Source organism: Actinoplanes sichuanensis (assembly GCF_033097365.1).
GTDB classification, from domain to species: domain Bacteria; phylum Actinomycetota; class Actinomycetes; order Mycobacteriales; family Micromonosporaceae; genus Actinoplanes; species Actinoplanes sichuanensis.
Genome location: NZ_AP028461.1, coordinates 3334319 through 3351417, shown reverse-complemented (window position 1 = coordinate 3351417; position 17099 = coordinate 3334319). Strand labels below are relative to the sequence as shown.

Below are 17099 nucleotides of genomic sequence, written 5' to 3'. Positions count from 1 at the left end.
CCAGGACCTCAGTCTCGTACGGGCACCCGTGACCATGCGATGGAAAGGGGTTGGAAATCGTTTGGATGTAAGGCCTCGACCGGCGTCCACGGTAGACATCGACCGCCAGTCCGGAGCGGACGGCGGTCGATGTCGAGTGTGTCAGATCGGGGCCCGGACATCCGCCTCCGGCGACGGCGGGCCGGCCTATCCGGGGGGCTTTGCGCGGGTCAGGAACGCCTGCATGGCCCGCTGCGCCTCGGGCGTGGCGAACAGCTCGGCGGACCGTTCGGCGGCCGCGTCGCCGTCCCGGTCGATCCGGTCGACCAGGGCGGCGGTGAGCAGCCGCTTGGTCTCGGCCAGGCCCTGCCGGCTGCCCTGGACCATCTCGGCGAGGGTCGCGGCGACCGCGGCGGGCAGTTCATCGTCCGGCACCGCGCGGGTGACCAGGCCGATCGCGGCGGCCTCGGCGGCGTCGAAGGTCCGCCCGGACAGGAACACGTCGGCGGCCGCCCGGGGCGTCAACTTCTCCAGCAGGCTCAGCGAGATCGCCGACGGGGCGAGCCCGAGCCGGACCTCGGTGAGGGCGAACGTCACCGAGGCGGCCGCGATCACCACGTCGGCCGCGCCGACCAGGCCGAGCCCGCCGGCGCGGACCGGGCCGGCCAGCTCGACGACGACCGGTCGGGGCAGTGTGGCGATCTGCCGCTGGAGGGCGACGAGCGCGCGCGGCGCTTCGCTGGTCATCGCCTGCCGTGCCTCGCCGAGGTCGGCGCCGGAGCAGAACACCCGGCCGCTGGAGCGCAGCAGCACGGCGCGGACTGCGGGGTCCCGCCCCGCCGCCGCCAGGTGGGCGCTGAGCTCGGTCATCAGCTGCCGGCTCAGCGCGTTGCGGTTGTGCGGGCTGTCCAGCGTGATCGTGGCGACGCCACCGGCGGTATCCAGGAGGACGGACAACGGGACCCTCTCAGTACGAACGGGGCAGTTTGAGGGAGAACTGGGCGATGAAGTTGAGCGCCATCTCGCGGCTGACCGGGGCGATCCGCGACAGCCGTACGTTGGCCAGGGCCTGCACGAGTCCGTACTCGACGGCCAGCCCGTTGCCGCCGTGGGTCTGGATCGCCTGGTCGACGGCCTTGCACGCGACCTCACCGGCGGCGTACTTGGCCATGTTGGCCGCCTCCCCGGCCGCGAGCAGGTCACCCGCGGCGTCGAGGGCCGCGGCCTTCTGGGTCAGCAGCCGGGCCGCCTCGACTTCGACGTGGATCTGGGCCAGCGGATGGGCGATCGCCTGGTGTGTGCCGATCGGGGCACCCCAGACCTCGCGTTGCTTCGCGTAGTCGACGGCCTTGCGCAGCGCCCACCGCGCGGTGCCGGTGGCCTGCGACGCCGCCATGATCCGTTCCGGGTTGAGACCGGCGAACAGCTGGTCGAGCCCGGCGTCCTCGCGGCCGACGAGCGCGTCGGACGGCAGCCGGACGTCGTCGAAGAAGAGGCTGAACTGCTTCTCCGGGGAGACCAGGCCGGTCTCGATCGGCTGGTGCACGAAGCCGGGCGCGTCGGTCGGCACCATGAACAGCGCGGGTTTCAACTTGCCGGTGCGCGCGTCCTCCAGCCGGGCCACGACCAGGACGTGACTCGCCTCGTCGATGCCGCTGATGTAGGTCTTGCGGCCGGTCAGCAGCCAGTCGTCGCCGTCGCGGCGGGCGCGGGTGACGATCTGGTGGGAGTTGGAGCCGGCGTCGGGTTCGGTGATGCCGAACGCGTAGCGGGCCTCACCTCTGGCCAGGCCGGGCAGCCAGCGCTGTCTCTGCTCGTCGGTGCCGGACTTGGCGATGATCGTGCCGACGATGGCCGGCGACACCACGAGCAGCAGCAGCGGGCAGCCGGCGGTGGCCAGTTCCTCCACGACGGCGGCCAGGTCGCCGATGTCGCCGCCGCCACCGCCGTACTCCTCCGGGATCGAGACGCCCAGGTAGCCCGCCTTGGCCGCGTCCGCCCACAGCTCGGTGGTCTTGGCGCCCCGGGCGGCGGCATCGTAGAAGTACGACTCGCCGTACCTGCTGCCCAGCTGGTAGACGGCTTGACGCAGCTCGCGGCGCTCGTCGGACTCGACGAAGTTGGTCACTGCTCCTCCTTGACGACGGCGAGCACGGCGCCCGCGACTACCTGCCGGCCCACCCGCGCGGTGAGTTCGGTGACGGTTCCGTCCGTGGGGGCGGCGACCGTGTGCTGCATCTTCATGGCTTCCAGGACGACGATCGGGTCGCCCTTGGCGACCACCGTGCCGACCTCGACGGCGACCGTGGTGATCGTCGCCGGCATCGGCGCCAGCAGCGACCCCTGCGCGACCGACTCGGCGGGGTCGACGAACGTGGGCACCGGCTCGAACCCGAACGAGCCGTGCGGGCCGTCCACGTCGACCGACCCGTGCGCGACGGTGACCCGGTAGGTCTCCCGCAGCGGGCCGTCGCTCAGCACCACCAGGTCACCCCGCACGTCGACGACCTGGACGCCGTCGACGAAGTCCGACACCAGCCGGCGGCCGACCGACGAGTAGGTGACCGTGTGCTGCCGCGGCCCGCGCCGGTAGACGCGCCGCCGGGGCTGGTCGCTCGCGTTGCGCCAGGCGGCCGGGATCCGGTTGAGCACCGGCGCCGACGCGGCGGACTGACCGGCCTGGCCGATCGCGGCGGCGAGCACGGCCTTGGCCACCGTCCGTTCCTCGGGACCGCTCGTCCACCGGTCGAGACGTCGGTCGAGCAGGGTGGTGTGGATCCGCCCGGCGGCGAAGTCGTCGTCGTCGATCACGGCCCGGAGCAGGTCGAGGTTGGTGACGACGCCGTGCACCCGGCCCCGGCGCAGGCTGTCGCCGAGGATCCGGATCGCGGCGGCCCGGTCGGCGGCGTGGACGATGACCTTGGCCAGCATGGCGTCGTAGTGGACACCGACCTCGCTGCCGGCCTCGACCGCGGAGTCGACCCGGACCCCGGACGGGAAGTCGAACGTGCGGACGGTACCGGTCTGCGGAGCGAATCCGTCGGCCGGATCCTCGGCGTAGAGCCGTACCTCGATCGCGTGCCCGGCGATGCCGGGGGCCTCGCCGGGCAGGGGTCTGCCCTCGGCGACGGCGATCTGGAGCGCGACCAGATCCAGTCCGGTGACGCATTCGGTGACCGGGTGTTCGACCTGGAGCCTGGTGTTCATCTCGAGGAAGTACACCCGCTCGGAGTCGACCAGGAACTCCACGGTGCCGGCGCCGCGATATCCGACCGCGTGCGCGGCGGCCCGGGCCGAATCGTGCAGGACGGCCCGGGTCTGGTCCGACAGGTTCGGCGCGGGCGCCTCCTCGACCACCTTCTGGTGGCGGCGCTGGATCGAGCAGTCCCGGTCGCCCAGCACCCAGACCGTGCCGTGCGTGTCGGCGAGCACCTGGACCTCGACGTGCCGGGCGGTCGGCAGGTACGGCTCGACGAAGACGGTCCCGTCCCCGAACGCGGACGCCGCCTCCGCTTCGGCCTGCGTGATCTGTTCGGCGAGCCGGTCGAGGGACCCGACGATCCGCATGCCCCGGCCGCCGCCGCCCGCCGACGCCTTGACCAGCAGCGGCAGGTCCTCGGCGGTGACGGCGGCCGGGTCGACGTCGAGGATCGGCACTCCGGCCGCGGCCATGATCCGTTTCGCCTCGATCTTGCTGCCCATCGACTCGACGGACTCCGGGGCCGGGCCGATCCAGGTCAGACCGGCCGCCTCGACGGCCCGGGCGAAACCGGCGTTCTCGGAGAGGAACCCGTATCCGGGATGGATCGCGTCGGCACCGGCCGCCCGGGCCGCCTCGATGATCAGGTCACCGCGCAGATAGGTGTCGGCGGGCGCGTCGCCGGGCAGTCGGATCGCCTGGTCGGCCTCGGTGACGAACGGGGCCGTGGCATCGGCGTCGGAGTGCACGGCGACGGTCGCGATGCCGAGCTCGCGGCAGGTGCGGAAGATGCGGCGCGCGATCTCCCCGCGGTTGGCGACCACAATCCTACGAATCACTGGATCTCCTTCACAGGCGGAAGACGCCGTAGCCACGGGCGCCGGCCACCGGCGCGCTGTGAATCGCCGACAGACAGATGCCGAGAATCGTGCGGGTGTCGCGGGGGTCGATGACGCCGTCGTCGTAGCCCAGTCCGGAGGTGAAGTAGGCCAGCGACTGCTCCTCGACCTGCTTCTCCACGAAGGCCCGCATGGTGGCGTCGCCGTCGGCGTCGAACGGCAGCCCGCGGGCCGCGGCCGCCTGCTGCGAGACGATCGAGATCACCCCGGCCAGCTGGGCCGGGCCCATCACCGCCGATTTGGCGCCGACCCAGCTGAACATGAACCGCGGGTCGTACGCGCGGCCGCTCATCCCGTAGTTGCCGGCCCCGTAGGACGCGCCCATCACCACCGACAGGTGCGGGACCGTCGAGTTGGACACCGCGTTGATCATCTGGGCGCCGTGTTTGATGATGCCGCCCTGCTCGTACTCGGCGCCGACCATGTAGCCGGTGGTGTTGTGCAGGAACAGCAGCGGTGTGTCGCTCTGGTTGGCCAGCTGGATGAACTGGGCCGCCTTCTGTGCCTCCGGGCTGAACAGCACGCCCTGGGCGTTGGCGAGGATCCCGATCGGATGGCCGTGCAGCTGCGCCCACCCGGTCACCAGCGACGGGCCGTAGAGCGGCTTGAACTCGTCGAACTCACTGCCGTCGACGAGCCGGCGGATCACCTCACGCGGGTCGAACGGGATCTTGAGGTCGGACGGGACGATGCCGAGCAGGTCCTCGGTGTCCAGCAGCGGCTCGGCGTAGTCCGTGCGGGGAGCCGGTCCGGCCTTGCGCCAGTTGAGCCGCCGCACGATGGACCGCCCGATCCGCAGCGCGTCGAGTTCGTCGACGGCCAGGTAGTCGGCCAGGCCCGAGGTGCGGGCGTGCATCTCGGCGCCACCGAGCGACTCGTCGTCGGACTCCTCACCGGTGGCCATCTTGACCAGCGGCGGCCCGCCGAGGAAGACCTTCGCGCCGTCCTTGACCATCACCGTGTAGTCGCTCATGCCGGGTACGTAGGCGCCGCCGGCCGTCGAGTTGCCGAACACCAGGGCGATCGTCGGGCGGCGGTCGGCGCTGGCCACGGTCAGGTTCCGGAACACCGCGCCGCCGGGGATGAAGATGTCCTTCTGGGTCTGCAGATCCGCGCCACCGGACTCGACCAGGGTCACCGTGGGTAGCCGGTTCTGCTCGGCGATGCGGTTGGCGCGGAAGATCTTCCGTACCGTCACCGGGTTGGAGGCCCCGCCTTTGACCGTCGGGTCGTGGGCGATGATCAGGCACTCGACACCCTCGATCACGCCCAGACCGGTGACCACCGAGCCGCCGACCGTGAAGTCGGTGCCCCATCCGGCCAGCACGCCGAGTTCGAGGAACGGCGAATCGGGGTCGATCAGCAGCTCGATCCGTTCCCGGGCGGTCAGCTTGCCGCGCCGGTGGTGGCGTTCGACGGCCTTCGGGCCGCCGCCGGCCAGGGCCGCGGCCTGCTGGATCGCCAGGTCGGCGACGCGGTCCAGCATCGCCTCCCGGTTGGCGGCGTAGCCGGGCGAGGTGGGGTCGACGCTGGTTTTCACGCAAGAAGCTCCTCGGGCAGGTTCACCACACGCGCGCGCAGCCATTCACCGACGGCCTTGGCCTGCGGGTCGAAACGGGTGGACGACGCGACACCGTCGCCGAGCAGTCCGTCGATGACGATGTTGACCGCGTACAGGTTGGGCAGCGCGAACACCTCGACGCCGAGTCCGGCCGCCTCGGGCAGCAACTCGACGACGGCCTCCGGCGTCAGTCGGCCGTGCAACCAGGCGAACGCGTCGGCCCGCCGGGAGTGCCCGGCCGGGATCCAGACCCCGACGTTCGCCGTGCCGCCCTTGTCACCGGACCGGGCGAAGACCAGACGACCCAACGGCAGATCAACTTCCGGCCCCGCGGCGGTACGACCGGAGCCGGCCGGTTTCTGCTCGGGCCGGTCGGCGGTGACCGTGGGTGGCGCGATGTCGACCGCGGTGCCGTCCGGGCCGACCACCACGTGCGGCACCAGTTCCTGTGGCAGGTAGGCGGCGCGGTAGATCCCGAACGGGGCGCCCGCACCGGGTGGCGCGGTGACGTGGAAACCGGGATAGGACGCGAGGGCCAGTTCGACGGCGGCACTGCTGAACGCCCGCCCGACGACCGCCGGATCGGGGTCCTTGACGTGGCAGCGCAGCACCGCGGAGGCGGTGGGTTCGGTGGCCGGGTCGGCGTGGTCGGTGCGGGCGAGGTCCCACACGATCTCGGCCGGTGGCCGCGCGCTGAGCGCCTCGGTCATCTGCCGGCGGACCCAGGCTTCCTTCTCCTCGATGTCCAGGCCGGTCAGCACGAACTCGACGCTGTTGCGCCAGCCGCCGGCGCTGTTCAGGGCGATCTTGGTGGCCGGGGGTGGGGCGATGCCGCGGACCGCGGTGATCCGCACCCGATCCGGGCCGGCCTGTTCCAGCTCGATCGTGTCCAGGCGGGCGGTCACGTCGGGGTTGGCGTAATGCGGGCCGCCCACCTCGTACACCAGCTGTGCGGTGACCGTGTCGACGGTGACCGCGCCGCCGGTGCCGGGATGTTTGGTGATCACGGCCGTGCCGTCCGCGCTGACCTCGGCCAGCGGGAAGCCCAGCGGGCGGGAGGTGTCGATCGTGGCGAAGCCGGAGAAGTTGCCCCCGGTGGCCTGGGTGCCGCATTCGAGGACGTGACCGGCGACGACCCCGGCCGCCAGCCGGTCGAAGTCGGTGCGGCCCCAGCCGAACTCGGCGATCGCCGGGCCCAGCGTGAGCGAGGCGTCGGTGACCCGGCCGGTGACGACGATGTCGGCGCCGGCTTCGAGGGCGTGGGCGATCCCGAACGCGCCGAGGTAGGCGTTGGCGGTCAGCGCGCCCGGCCAGCCGTGCGTCGCCGCCCGGTCGATCAGGTCGTCACCCTGGACGTGCGCGACGGCGACCTCGAGACCCTGCTCGGCGGCGAGGGCCCGGATCGCCCGGGCGAGGCCGGCCGGGTTGAGCCCGCCGGCGTTGGTGACGATCTTCACCCGGCGGTCGCGGGCGAGCGCGAGGCAGTCGCCGAGTTGCCGCAGGAACGTCTTCGCATACCCGAGTGCGGGGTCCTTCTGCCGGTCGCGGCCCAGGATGAGCATGGTGAGCTCGGCCAGGTAGTCGCCGGTCAGATAGTCCAGCGGGCCGCCGTCGAGCATCTCGGCCATCGCCGAGAAACGGTCACCGTAGAAGCCCGAGCAGTTCCCGATGCGGATGGTACGCATTGTGCGGCTGAACACCTCAGTGAGTAGTGGGTGACCGCCACACTAGACTTTCTGACAAAGTAGTCAAGTTATCCGGGGGTGTCCGATGGGACGAGCACGAACCAACCCCGCTCCGGCGGCACCGACCACGGCCAGGGGCCGGCGGACACATGACGCGCTGATCGTCGCCGGTCGGGAGGTGATCGAGGAGCACGGTTGGGCGGGATTCACCCCCGAGGCGGTCACCCAGGCCGCCGGGGTGTCCTACGGGACCTTCTACACGTACTTCGAATCCAAGGACGATCTGCTGCGCAAGATCGTGCAGGCGGCGGCCGACGAGATGATCACCGCCAGCCTGGTGCCGGACACCCTCGAGGATCCGTACGCACGGATCGTCGAGGCGAACCGCCGCTATCTGGCCGCCACCGGCCGGGCCGCGAAGGTGCTCCGGATGGTCGAGCACGGCGCCTACCTGGACGACACGCTACGCGCCCTGCTGCTGGAGATCCGCGAGTTCTACGTCGGCCGCAGCGCCGAGGGCATCCGACGGTTGCAGACGGCCGGGCTCGCCGATCCGGATCTCGACCCCCGGCTGACGGCGATCGCGCTCGGCGGCATGGTCGAGCAGGTCGCGGTGATCATCAACGAGCTGCGGGAACCCCTGGACGCCGAGAAGATGGTCGACCACCTGTCCCGGCTCTGGGCCGCGGCGATCGGCCTCCGGGGTCCCCGCAGCTCGTAGAAGATCGTTGGGCGACCAGGAGATCAGTGGGCGACCGCGACCACCCGGGTCGGCTGGTGGGCGGGCAGCCGGTGCGGCCGGACCACCAGGAAGCAGACCAGGGTCGCCGCCAGCATCCCGCCGAAGACCACGATCGCCATCGCCACCTCGCCGACCCCCAGGACACCGACCAGCGGGGCCGCGAGGGCACCGACGCCGAACTGGACCGCGCCGAGCAGGGCCGCCGCGGTGCCCGCCGCCTCGCCGTGCCGGGACAGCGCCAGGGCCGGAGCGTTCGGCATGGCCAGGCCGACCGTGGCCAGGACCAGCCACAGCGGGATCAGGATGCCGGCCAGACCGCCCACCCCGGTGATCGCCAACACCAGGAACACCGCGCCGAACAGCAGACCGGCGACCAGCGCGACACTCATGATCTGCTGAGGCGTCCAGCGGCGCAGCAACCGCACGTTGAACTGGGTGGCCCCGATCAGGCCGACCGCGCCGCCGGCGAAGATCAGTGCGAACTGCTGCTCGCTCATGCCGTACCCGTCCTGGAAGACGTAGGACGAGCCGCTCACGTAGGCGAACAGCGCCGCCATGGCCAGCCCGGCGACCAGGATCAGGCCGACGTACACCCGGTCGGTGAACAGCCGGCCGTAGTCACGGAGGGTGCCGAGCACTCCCCCGTTGCGGCGGTTCTCCGGCGCCAGCGTCTCCGGCAGCACCAGCCCGGACACCGCGCTGATCGAGACCGCGACGACGGTCAGCACCACGAACACGCCGCGCCACGACGTCCAGTTCAGGACCAGGCCGCCCACGGTCGGGGCGAGGATCGGGGCTACCCCGACGACCAGCATCAACCGGGAGAACAGCCGGGCCGCCGCGTTGTCGGTGAACAGGTCACGGACCATCGCCATGGCGACCACGGCGGCGGCCGCCGCGCCGAGCCCCTGCAGCACCCGCAGCGCGCCGAGGACCGCCACGTTCGGCGCGATCACACAGAAGACCGAGGCGAGCATGTGTACGGCGATGCCCGCCAACAGGGGCCAGCGCCGACCGAACGCGTCGGACAGCGGGCCGACCAGCAACTGGCCGAACGCCAGGCCGATCAGGGTGCCGGTCAGGGTGAGCTGCACCGCCGCGGCGGTCGTCTGCAGGTCGGTGGTGATCGCCGGCAGCGACGGCAGGTACATGTCGATGGTGAGCGGCCCGAGCGCGGTCAGCAGGCCGAGCACGAGAACGATCCGGAATCGGCGCCCGGCGGGCAGCAGCTCACCGGGCGACAGGTCGTCGTCGGGCGGGGTCAGGGTGCGAGTTGAGGCCACCTCACCGACAAGTCGGCCCCCACCCGGGATCTTCCACCCTCGCCCGGAAGGTAACGCTGCTCACAAAGCCACCGCACGGCCCCGTGACGCCGCCCGCTACGCTACCGCGCGCAACCCTGAACGTCGCCTGCTACGCCACCGCGCGGACCTTCGCGGAGAGTTCCGCCCACAGCGCCGGCGCAGCGCCGATGGTGAGTTCGGTGGTGAAGTCGGGGCCGTGGCCGCCGAGCGTCACACCCGCCTCCCGGGCGATCAGCGCGCCGGCCGCGATGTCCCAGAGGTTCGTGTCGAGGGCCAGCCCGCCGTCGAGCCGGCCGGCCGCCTGGTAGACGAGATTGAGCGCGGCCGGGACCCGCCGGATGTCACCGGAGACCGGCAGCAGCTCACGCAGCACCCGGCCGGCCCGCTCCTTGGTCCTCGGGTTCGGCTGGAAACTGACCCCGACCAGCGCCTCCGCCAGCGGCGGCCCGCTCGACGCGTGGATCGGCTCACCGTTGAGCAGCGCCCCGCCACCGTCGACGGCGCTGAACGTCTCGTCCGCGGCCGGATCGTGCACGACCGCCATCCGGGGTTGGTCCCCCTGGTAGAGCGCGATGCACACCGACCACGGCCCGGTCCGGCTGACATAGTTGCGGGTCCCGTCGAGCGGGTCGACGATCCAGGTCCAGCCGCTTGCGCCGGCCCGCCCGTGCCCTTCCTCGGCCTGCGCGGCGTCGTCCGGCCAGACCGCGTGGATCGCCTCCACGATGAGCCGCTCACTGGCGATGTCGACGTCCGAGACGACGTCGTTGGCATGCGCCTTGGGCGCCCCCATCCGCAACGTGTCCCGCCGCTCGATCTGAAGCCGCCCCGCCTGCACGGCGAGTCCGACAACAAGCTCCCGCGCACCCTCAAGATCTCTGCTCATCACCGCTCAGGCTAGCCGGTGGCGCCTTCCGGCCGCGTTGTCATACCCCCCACCTAGCATCGTGGTCATGGCGATTCCTGAGCTGATTCCGATCGCGTACGAGCCGGGCTACCGGACCGATGCGATCGGCACCTACGAGGGCGGGCAGTTCTTCGGCTCCGTCACGGCCACCCTCGCGGACGGCGCCGGGGCGACCGACGACTGGGTCCGCCACAAGCGGTGGTATGCGGTGCTGCACCGGTTCGGCTCGGACGGTGGCCATACCGGCTCGCAGATCTGGTGCGCCGGCACCAGTGAGCACGAGGACGCCTCCGTCGAGCGGGCCGAGGCACGCCTCGCCGAGTGGCTGACGAGCCTGCCCGGGCGTGTCTCCACCGATATCGCCATCAAGCTGTTCCACGTCGATTTCGAGGGTCACACCTTCGGGCTGGTCGACCGGTCCGAGGACTACGACGGCGAGGATCATGCGGAGTTCCTGCCGGACGAGTTGGGTTTCGACCCGCCCTGGGACGGCTGCTACGACACCTGAGACAGAGGGCGCGCCTGCCGCGGCAGACGCGGGCCGCGCACTGCAGACGCGAGCCGCGCGCGGCTACGGGTGGAGGGCGGGCGGCGGGACCGCCGGAGTGTCCGGGCGGTCCAGGGTCCAGCGGAGCTGGAAGAACAGGGCCACCGCCATCAACGCCGCCGGGACCACGGTGAAACCGAGCAGCAGCGCCGTCCGCGCCGACGAGGGCTGGGCGACCGCCTGGCCGTCGGTGGTGGCGAGGAACCCGCCCGCGGCGAGGACGGCCGCGTACAGGTAGGGGCCGATGGCGGTTCCGGTGGCTTCGGTGGCCGTCCACACGCCGGTGTAGGCGCCGGCCCGCGTGGTGTCCTGGACGGCCGCGGCGGCGACCGCGTCCGGGACCATCGAGAAGGCGAACAGTTGCAGCCCGGCGAACGCGACACCCAGCGCGACCACCATGATCACGGCCGGGACGAGACCGTAACCGGACAGCGGCGCCAGCGACCCGGCGACGAACACCCCTTGGGAGACGAGCAGCCCGCGCTGTTTGCCGATGCGGCGGGACACCCTGGCCCACACCGGCCCGGCGATCACCGCCGGCCCCAGGAACGCCCCCATGAACACCGCGGTGAGCTTGGTGTTCTCGAAGACGTACTCGGTGTAGAACGGCAGAGCGGCCAGGAACAGGTGCGTGGTGGTGCCGGTGAACAGGTAGGACAGCACGAGCGCCCGGAAGTCCCGGTCCCGCCAGGCGGCGGCGACGTCGGCCCGGGTGGAGTGCGATGCGGCGGGCGCGCGGAACCCGGCGTGGGCGGTCAGGCGGCGCACCCCGGTGATGGCGACCAGCCCGGACACCACCATCACCACCGACAGCAGGACGGCCATCCGGGCGTAGTCGCCACGGCCTCCGGCGGCGACCAGAGCGGGCGCGGCCACCCCGGCCCCGAGCAGACCGAGCGTCAGGAACAGCATCCGGACCATGAAGACCCGGGTGCGTTCGTGGTAGCCGACCCGCAGGTCCGACGGCGTGGTCAGGTACGGCACCTGGAAGCAGGCGAACAGCAGGTTCCCGGCGATGAACCAGCCACCCACCCACAGCGCCGCCGGCGCCCCGGACAGCCCGGCCGGAACGGAGAACATCCCGGCCATCGCCACGGCGAGCAGAAGTCCGGCGCGGAGCATCCCGATCCGGTCGCCGGTGCGCCGGGCGGCGCGGTCGGAGCGGCTTCCGAGGTACGGGTGAACGACCACATCGATGATCTTGGGTAGGAGCAGCGTGAGCCCGGCCACCGCGGGCGGCACGCCGAGCGTGTGGGTGAGGAAGTACAACAGCAGCAGTCCGGGAACCGTGACCCAGACACCCATCCCGACCGAACCGGTGGCGTACCGGACCAGGTCACCACGCCGGACGCTCACCGGCCGTCCCCGTGGCGGGCGACACCGTCGGCGGTGAGCCGGCCATCCCCGTTGCGGGCGGCACCGCCGCCGGTGAGCCGGGCGTCGCCGTGGCGGGCCACCACCCCGGCGGCGAGGGCGGCGTCGCCGAACGCTCCGGAGCGGACCCGGCCGGCGAGGGTCCGGGCCACGATCCGGTCGGTGAGCGCGGGCAGGTGGCGGGCCAGGAAGAACTCGACGGCCCCGCGCCGGGTGGTGGGCAGATCCCGGCGCACCCGACGGCTGAGCGCGGCCCGCAGCACGGTGTCGACCACCCCGTCCAGTGGCTCGTACCGACTCATGCCCTCCAGCGAGAGCCCGGCCTCGGCGGTGGAGTCGTGAATGGGGCTGCGGACCGCCGACGGATACACGCAGGTCACGCCGACGTGGGTGCCGAGCTCGAGGCGGAGCGCGTCGGCGTACGCCACCATGGCCCTTTTCGAAGCGCCGTAGGCCGCCGCCAGGGGAAGCTGCATGACCGCCATCCGCGAGGCCAGCATCACGATCCGCCCGCGCGCGGCGACCAGCTCGTCGACACAGGCGGCGGTGACCCGCCAGGTGCCCAGCAGGTTGATGTCGAGCTGCCGGCGCACCTCGGCGCCGGGTGACAGCTCCGCGGGCGCGGGCCCGCCGACTCCGGCGTTGTTGACCAGCAGGTCGAGCCCGCCGAGCAGCTCGATCGCCTCGGCCACGGCGGCACGGACGGCGTCGTCGTCGGTGATGTCGCAGGGCAGGACCTCGACCGGGTCGTTGACGCGGGGCGCGCGGTCCAGGCCGACGACGCGGGCGCCGAGACCGTCCAGGCGGGCGCTGATCGCCCGGCCGAACGTCCCGGACGCGCCGGTGACCAGGACACGCATTCCGCGGGGGTCGCGGGCGCTCATCGATGTGCTCCTCGGGCGATCTCGCGGGTGAGTTCGGCGATGTAGGTGTCGAAGTCGACGCGCATGTGCGGCCGGGCATCCGGGCCCCAGCGGGCGACGGCGGCGCGCAGGGCGCGTTCGACGGCGCGACGCCGGACGTCGGCCGGGGGCAGATCATAGGACCCGGCGAGGTACGCGGCGACGAGCTTGGCCTGCGCCTCGACGACCGGGAACGCGGCGCCGGTGGACTGCATCAGCCCGACGAACGCCAGCGACGGATCGTCCAGATGGAAGACCCTCCGGTAGAGCGGCAGGCTCTCCGGATCCGCGCCCCGCCAGGCGGCGGACAGGAACGGGATGTGTACGCGGTAGCCGGTCGCCCACACGATGACGTCGACGGCGTCGACCGTTCCGTCGGTGAACTCCACCTTCGCCCCGTCGAGACGGTCGATGGCGGGCCGCGCGACGACCTCCCCGTGGGTGATCCGGTGCAGGATCGTGTCACTGACGGTCGGGTGGTTCTGGAACAGGCCACCTCTGGGCGCCGGTAGCCCGTACCGCTGCGGGGTCCCGACCGCGACCCGCAGCAACGTCTCGGCGATCGCCTGCCGCAACCGCCAGGGAAGGCCCGCGAGGGCGCCGCCGGTGGCGTCCGCCGGGCGTCCGAACAGGTATTTCGGCACGATGTGGACGCCGTGCCGGGCGGAGAGCAGAACCGGCCCGCGGGCGGTGTGCGACGCGTCGACGGCGATGTCCATGGCCGAGTTGCCCATCCCGACGACCAGGACCCGCCGGTCCCGGAAGACCTCCGGCGTGCGGTAGTCGTGGGCGTGCATCTGCACACCGTCGAACGTGCCCGGATAGCCGGGTGACGGCAGCCGCGGTGACCAGTTGTGGCCGTTGGCGACGACCACCGCGTCGAACCGTTCGGTGTCACCGTCGGCGGTGGTGACCGTCCAGCCGGGTTCCACGCGGGTGACGGTCGTGCCGAACCTGATGTGCGGGGTGAGCCCGAACCGGGCGGCGTAGTCGGCGAGGTATCCGGCGACCCGGCCGGCCGACGGGTAGTCGGGCCAGTCGGCGGGCATCGGATGGTCGGCGAACTCGGTGCGACCCCTGCTGGTGTTCAGGTGCAGGGAGGCGTAGGTGTCGGTCCACAGGCCACCGGGCCGGTCCATGCGTTCGTAACCGACCGGGTCGCAACCGGCGTCGAGCAGGGCCTTGAGTGTGGCGAGGCCGGCCGCTCCCGCGCCGATCACGGCGACACGCATGGAACTTCTCCCACCGACGTTGTAGCGCTGGCCAAAACCGTAGGCGCCGACCGCCGGGCGGAACATGGCGTACGCCACGCCGTTTCACGTTGTGGTTGTGGGCCACCACAACGGCACGGCAGCATGTCGGCATGAGCGATCGTGACGACTGGACGGCCATGATCGACCTCATCGAGCGGGTGATGGGCGACGAGGACCTGCTGCCGTCGGTGATCTCCGGGGTCCGCGCGACCGTCCGGGAGGTGGCGGTGCTGCCGCCGTCGGACATCGCCGGGCACACCCGGGCGCTGCTCACCGCGGCCACCCGGGCGCTGGCCGACCGGCGCGGGCCGACCGAGGCCGAGTTGTCGTTCGTGGCGGAACTCGGTGTGACCCGGGCCCGGCAGGGGGTGCCGATCGAGGCGGTGCTCGGTGCCATCCATGTGGCCGAGCGGGCGATCTGGGCGCGGGCCCGCGAGGTGGGCCGATCCGAGGGGGTCAGCGCGGAACGGCTCCTGGACGCCCGCGAGCTGTACGACGACTGGGCCGACGCGGTCCGCGGCCGGCTGATCTCGGCGCACCGGGCCACGAAGGCGCTGGCCGATCCGCGGCCCGGCAACCGGGACGCGGCGATCCTGCGGCGGCTGCTGCAGGGTGGCTCGGCGGCGGCGCTGGCGGTCGCCGAGGCGGGCCTGCCGGCCGACGAGAGCCTGTGGGTGCTGGTCGCCCGGCCCGGCTTCGACGAACGGGTGCTGCGCGAACAGCCGCCGGTGGTGTGCGGCAAAGTCGACGACCTGTTCGTCGGGGTGCTGTCCCGGGCGCCGTCGGTACGGGAGCAGACCGCCGGGCTGGCCGGGCCGGCCGCGCCGGACAAGATGGCGCCGATGCGGCGTCTCGCCCTGGCCGCCCTGGTCACCGCCGAGCAGACCGGGCAGACCGGCGCCGTGCACATCGCCGGGGTGGCGTGGCAGGCGGCGCTCACCGCCCGGGCCGACCTGGCCGCCGCGCTGCTCGACCGGCACCGCCGGGCGTGGGCCGGTCTGGGGCCGAACGCCGAACCCGTCGCGCACGCCGTGCTGGCCTGGTTGGAGGCCGATCGGGACGTCACCGTGGCGGGTGGCAGGCTGTTCGTGCACCCGAACACCGTCCGCAACCGGGTCCGCCGGTTCACCGAGGTGACCGGCATCGACCCGGCGGGCACGTTCGGTGCCGTGAACGCCTGGTGGCTGTGCCGCACCTGGCTCCGGGAAGCGACCTGAGAGGGGTCGAGCGTGCTGTCTTACCGGTCGGCGGCCGGGCGGTGGGTGTTGCTGGCCACCGTGCTCGGCTCCAGCCTGGCGTTCATCGACGCGACGGTGGTCAACATCGCGCTGTCCGAGATCGGCCGCAAACTCGACGCGGACAGCGCCGGCCTGCAGTGGACGGTCAACGGGTACGCGTTGAGTCTCGCCTCGCTGGTGCTGCTCGGCGGGTCGCTCAGTGACCGGTACGGCCGGCGGCGGGTGTTCCTCGGCGGGGTGGCCTGGTTCGCCGTCGCGTCGCTGCTGTGCGGCCTGGCGCCGACGATCGAACTGCTGATCGCGGCCCGGATCCTGCAGGGCATCGGCGGGGCGCTGCTGACGCCCGGCGCGCTCGCGATCCTGGAGGCGTCGTTCGCGCCCGAGGACCGGGCCAAGGCGATCGGCGCGTGGTCCGGGCTGGGCGGCATCGGCGGCGCGCTCGGCCCGTTCCTCGGCGGCTGGCTGGTGCAGACCGGCAGCTGGCGGCTGATCTTCCTGATCAACGTGCCGATCGCGGCGATCGTGCTGTGGGTGGCCGCCCGACACGTCCCGGAGTCGAGCAACCCGGCGGCCGCCCGGCGGCTGGACCTCGCCGGGCTCCTCACCGGAGCGGCCGGACTGGGCGGGCTCACCTACGGTTTCACCGCCTGGCCGGAACACGGGCCGGGCGATCCGGTCGTGCTGGTGTCCCTGGCGATCGGGGTGGCCGGGTTGGTTTCGTTCGTGCTGGTGGAACGCCGGTCGGCACATCCGATGCTGCCGCTGCGGATCTTCCGGTCCCGGGCGTTCAGCGGAGCGAACCTGGTCACCTTCCTGGTGTACGCGGCCAACGGCGGCGTGTTCCTGCTGGTCGTCGTGAACCTTCAGGTGGTGGCCGGGTTCCCGCCGCTGGCCAGCGGGGTGGCGCTGCTGCCGGTGACGGTGCTGATGCTGCTGCTGTCGGCCCGGGCCGGGGCGCTCGGGCAGCGGATCGGCCCGCGGATCCCGATGACGGCCGGCCCGCTGGTGTGCGCGGCGGCGTTGGCCTGGCTGTCCCGGATCGGGGCGGACGCCTCCTATCTCACCGACGTGCTGCCCCCGGTGATCCTGTTCGGTCTCGGGTTGTGCCTGCTGGTGGCACCTCTGACAGCGACCGCGCTGGGTGCGCTCGACGACTCGTACGCCGGAATCGCCTCCGGGGTCAACAACGCGGTGGCCCGGGCCGCGAGCCTGCTCGCCGTGGCGGTGCTGCCGCTGGCGGCCGGGCTGGGCGCGGGCAGCCTCACCGACCCGGCGGTGCTGTCGCCGGTCTACCGCCACGCGATGCTGCTGTGCGCGGCGCTGATGACCTGCGGCGGCGTGCTGGCCTGGTTCCTGATCCCGAATCGTCTGACCGCACACACCCCGGTGAAGACGTTCTGCGACCCGTGCAGCCCACCGGTCCATCCGACTCCCGAGGAGGGCGACCGCTCGGAGACCCGGTAGTGGCGGCGGTGCTGATGGAGGAGCACGACCTCCTCGGAACGCCCG

Annotated in this window: 14 protein-coding genes; 4 read left to right on the top strand and 10 right to left on the bottom strand. The window is 72.3% G+C overall.

The window, feature by feature from the left end; genetic code table 11:
* Positions 1 to 186: 186 nt before the first annotated feature.
* The 5 genes from Q0Z83_RS15045 to Q0Z83_RS15025 are packed head-to-tail and all read right to left on the bottom strand — an operon-like array spanning position 187 to position 7323.
* Positions 187 to 936, bottom strand: a complete 750-nt coding sequence (locus Q0Z83_RS15045) for an enoyl-CoA hydratase-related protein (protein ID WP_317794533.1) — start codon at positions 934 to 936, stop codon at positions 187 to 189.
* A 10-nt stretch (positions 937 to 946) separates the two neighbouring features.
* A complete protein-coding gene (locus Q0Z83_RS15040) occupies positions 947 to 2107 on the bottom strand; it encodes an acyl-CoA dehydrogenase family protein (RefSeq protein WP_317794532.1) in 1161 nt (386 codons plus the stop codon).
* A complete protein-coding gene (locus tag Q0Z83_RS15035) occupies positions 2104 to 4017 on the bottom strand; it encodes an acetyl/propionyl/methylcrotonyl-CoA carboxylase subunit alpha (RefSeq protein ID WP_317794531.1) in 1914 nt (637 codons plus the stop codon). Before Q0Z83_RS15035 ends, Q0Z83_RS15040 begins: the two co-directional genes overlap by 4 nt.
* 10 nt (positions 4018 to 4027) lie before the next feature.
* The gene (locus tag Q0Z83_RS15030; RefSeq protein WP_317794530.1) at positions 4028 to 5662 is read right to left on the bottom strand and encodes an acyl-CoA carboxylase subunit beta; all 1635 of its coding nucleotides are present in this window, start codon (positions 5660 to 5662) and stop codon (positions 4028 to 4030) included.
* Positions 5614 to 7323 (bottom strand): acyclic terpene utilization AtuA family protein, encoded by a 1710-nt coding sequence (locus Q0Z83_RS15025; RefSeq protein ID WP_317794529.1) that lies wholly within the window; start codon positions 7321 to 7323, stop codon positions 5614 to 5616. Before Q0Z83_RS15025 ends, Q0Z83_RS15030 begins: the two co-directional genes overlap by 49 nt.
* A gap of 85 nt (positions 7324 to 7408) precedes the next feature.
* On the opposite strand from Q0Z83_RS15025, the gene Q0Z83_RS15020 reads away from it, so the two are divergent.
* Positions 7409 to 8044 carry a TetR/AcrR family transcriptional regulator gene (locus tag Q0Z83_RS15020; protein ID WP_317794528.1) on the top strand — a complete coding sequence of 212 codons (636 nt, stop codon included), beginning with the start codon at positions 7409 to 7411 and terminating at the stop codon, positions 8042 to 8044.
* A 23-nt stretch (positions 8045 to 8067) separates the two neighbouring features.
* Here the strand turns inward: Q0Z83_RS15020 and Q0Z83_RS15015 are convergent, their stop codons facing one another.
* Together Q0Z83_RS15015 and Q0Z83_RS15010 are read right to left on the bottom strand one after the other, a co-directional pair.
* Positions 8068 to 9348 (bottom strand): multidrug effflux MFS transporter, encoded by a 1281-nt coding sequence (locus tag Q0Z83_RS15015; protein WP_317794527.1) that lies wholly within the window; start codon positions 9346 to 9348, stop codon positions 8068 to 8070.
* Between the two features lie 130 nt (positions 9349 to 9478).
* Positions 9479 to 10255: an inositol monophosphatase family protein gene (locus Q0Z83_RS15010; RefSeq protein WP_317794526.1), complete on the bottom strand. Its 777-nt coding sequence runs from the start codon at positions 10253 to 10255 to the stop codon at positions 9479 to 9481.
* Between the two features lie 67 nt (positions 10256 to 10322).
* Between Q0Z83_RS15010 and Q0Z83_RS15005 the strand changes: the two genes are divergently transcribed.
* On the top strand, positions 10323 to 10784 hold the full coding sequence (locus tag Q0Z83_RS15005) for a hypothetical protein (protein WP_317794525.1): 462 nt from the start codon (positions 10323 to 10325) through the stop codon (positions 10782 to 10784).
* Positions 10785 to 10847: 63 nt separating this feature from the next.
* Here Q0Z83_RS15005 and Q0Z83_RS15000 read toward each other — a convergent pair whose 3' ends face one another.
* Genes Q0Z83_RS15000 through Q0Z83_RS14990 form a run of 3 tightly spaced genes read right to left on the bottom strand, consistent with a single transcriptional unit; the run spans position 10848 to position 14331 of the window.
* Positions 10848 to 12179: an MFS transporter gene (locus Q0Z83_RS15000; RefSeq protein WP_317794524.1), complete on the bottom strand. Its 1332-nt coding sequence runs from the start codon at positions 12177 to 12179 to the stop codon at positions 10848 to 10850.
* Entirely contained in the window at positions 12176 to 13081 is a 906-nt protein-coding gene (locus Q0Z83_RS14995) for an SDR family NAD(P)-dependent oxidoreductase (RefSeq protein ID WP_317794523.1), read from the bottom strand. Before Q0Z83_RS14995 ends, Q0Z83_RS15000 begins: the two co-directional genes overlap by 4 nt.
* A complete protein-coding gene (locus Q0Z83_RS14990) occupies positions 13078 to 14331 on the bottom strand; it encodes a flavin-containing monooxygenase (protein WP_317794522.1) in 1254 nt (417 codons plus the stop codon). The genes Q0Z83_RS14995 and Q0Z83_RS14990 overlap by 4 nt, the downstream gene beginning before the upstream one ends.
* A gap of 131 nt (positions 14332 to 14462) precedes the next feature.
* Between Q0Z83_RS14990 and Q0Z83_RS14985 the strand changes: the two genes are divergently transcribed.
* Both Q0Z83_RS14985 and Q0Z83_RS14980 read left to right on the top strand, forming a co-directional pair.
* Complete coding sequence (locus Q0Z83_RS14985; protein WP_317794521.1) at positions 14463 to 15569, top strand: helix-turn-helix domain-containing protein; 1107 nt, start codon at positions 14463 to 14465, stop codon at positions 15567 to 15569.
* Between the two features lie 12 nt (positions 15570 to 15581).
* Positions 15582 to 17054, top strand: a complete 1473-nt coding sequence (locus Q0Z83_RS14980) for a DHA2 family efflux MFS transporter permease subunit (RefSeq protein WP_317794520.1) — start codon at positions 15582 to 15584, stop codon at positions 17052 to 17054.
* The last annotated feature ends 45 nt before the right edge of the window (positions 17055 to 17099 follow it).

What these genes read in the sequence shown, in the direction of transcription:
- Q0Z83_RS15030 (WP_317794530.1), bottom strand. Translation starts at nt 5,662, where the DNA reads ATGGCTGCGCGCGCGTGTGGTGAACCTGCCCGAGGAGCTTCTTGCGTG.
- Q0Z83_RS15025 (WP_317794529.1), bottom strand. Translation starts at nt 7,323, where the DNA reads ATGCGTACCATCCGCATCGGGAACTGCTCGGGCTTCTACGGTGACCGT.
- Q0Z83_RS15020 (WP_317794528.1), top strand. Translation starts at nt 7,409, where the DNA reads ATGGGACGAGCACGAACCAACCCCGCTCCGGCGGCACCGACCACGGCC.
- Q0Z83_RS15010 (WP_317794526.1), bottom strand. Translation starts at nt 10,255, where the DNA reads ATGAGCAGAGATCTTGAGGGTGCGCGGGAGCTTGTTGTCGGACTCGCC.
- Q0Z83_RS15005 (WP_317794525.1), top strand. Translation starts at nt 10,323, where the DNA reads ATGGCGATTCCTGAGCTGATTCCGATCGCGTACGAGCCGGGCTACCGG.
- Q0Z83_RS14995 (WP_317794523.1), bottom strand. Translation starts at nt 13,081, where the DNA reads ATGAGCGCCCGCGACCCCCGCGGAATGCGTGTCCTGGTCACCGGCGCG.
- Q0Z83_RS14990 (WP_317794522.1), bottom strand. Translation starts at nt 14,331, where the DNA reads ATGCGTGTCGCCGTGATCGGCGCGGGAGCGGCCGGCCTCGCCACACTC.
- Q0Z83_RS14985 (WP_317794521.1), top strand. Translation starts at nt 14,463, where the DNA reads ATGAGCGATCGTGACGACTGGACGGCCATGATCGACCTCATCGAGCGG.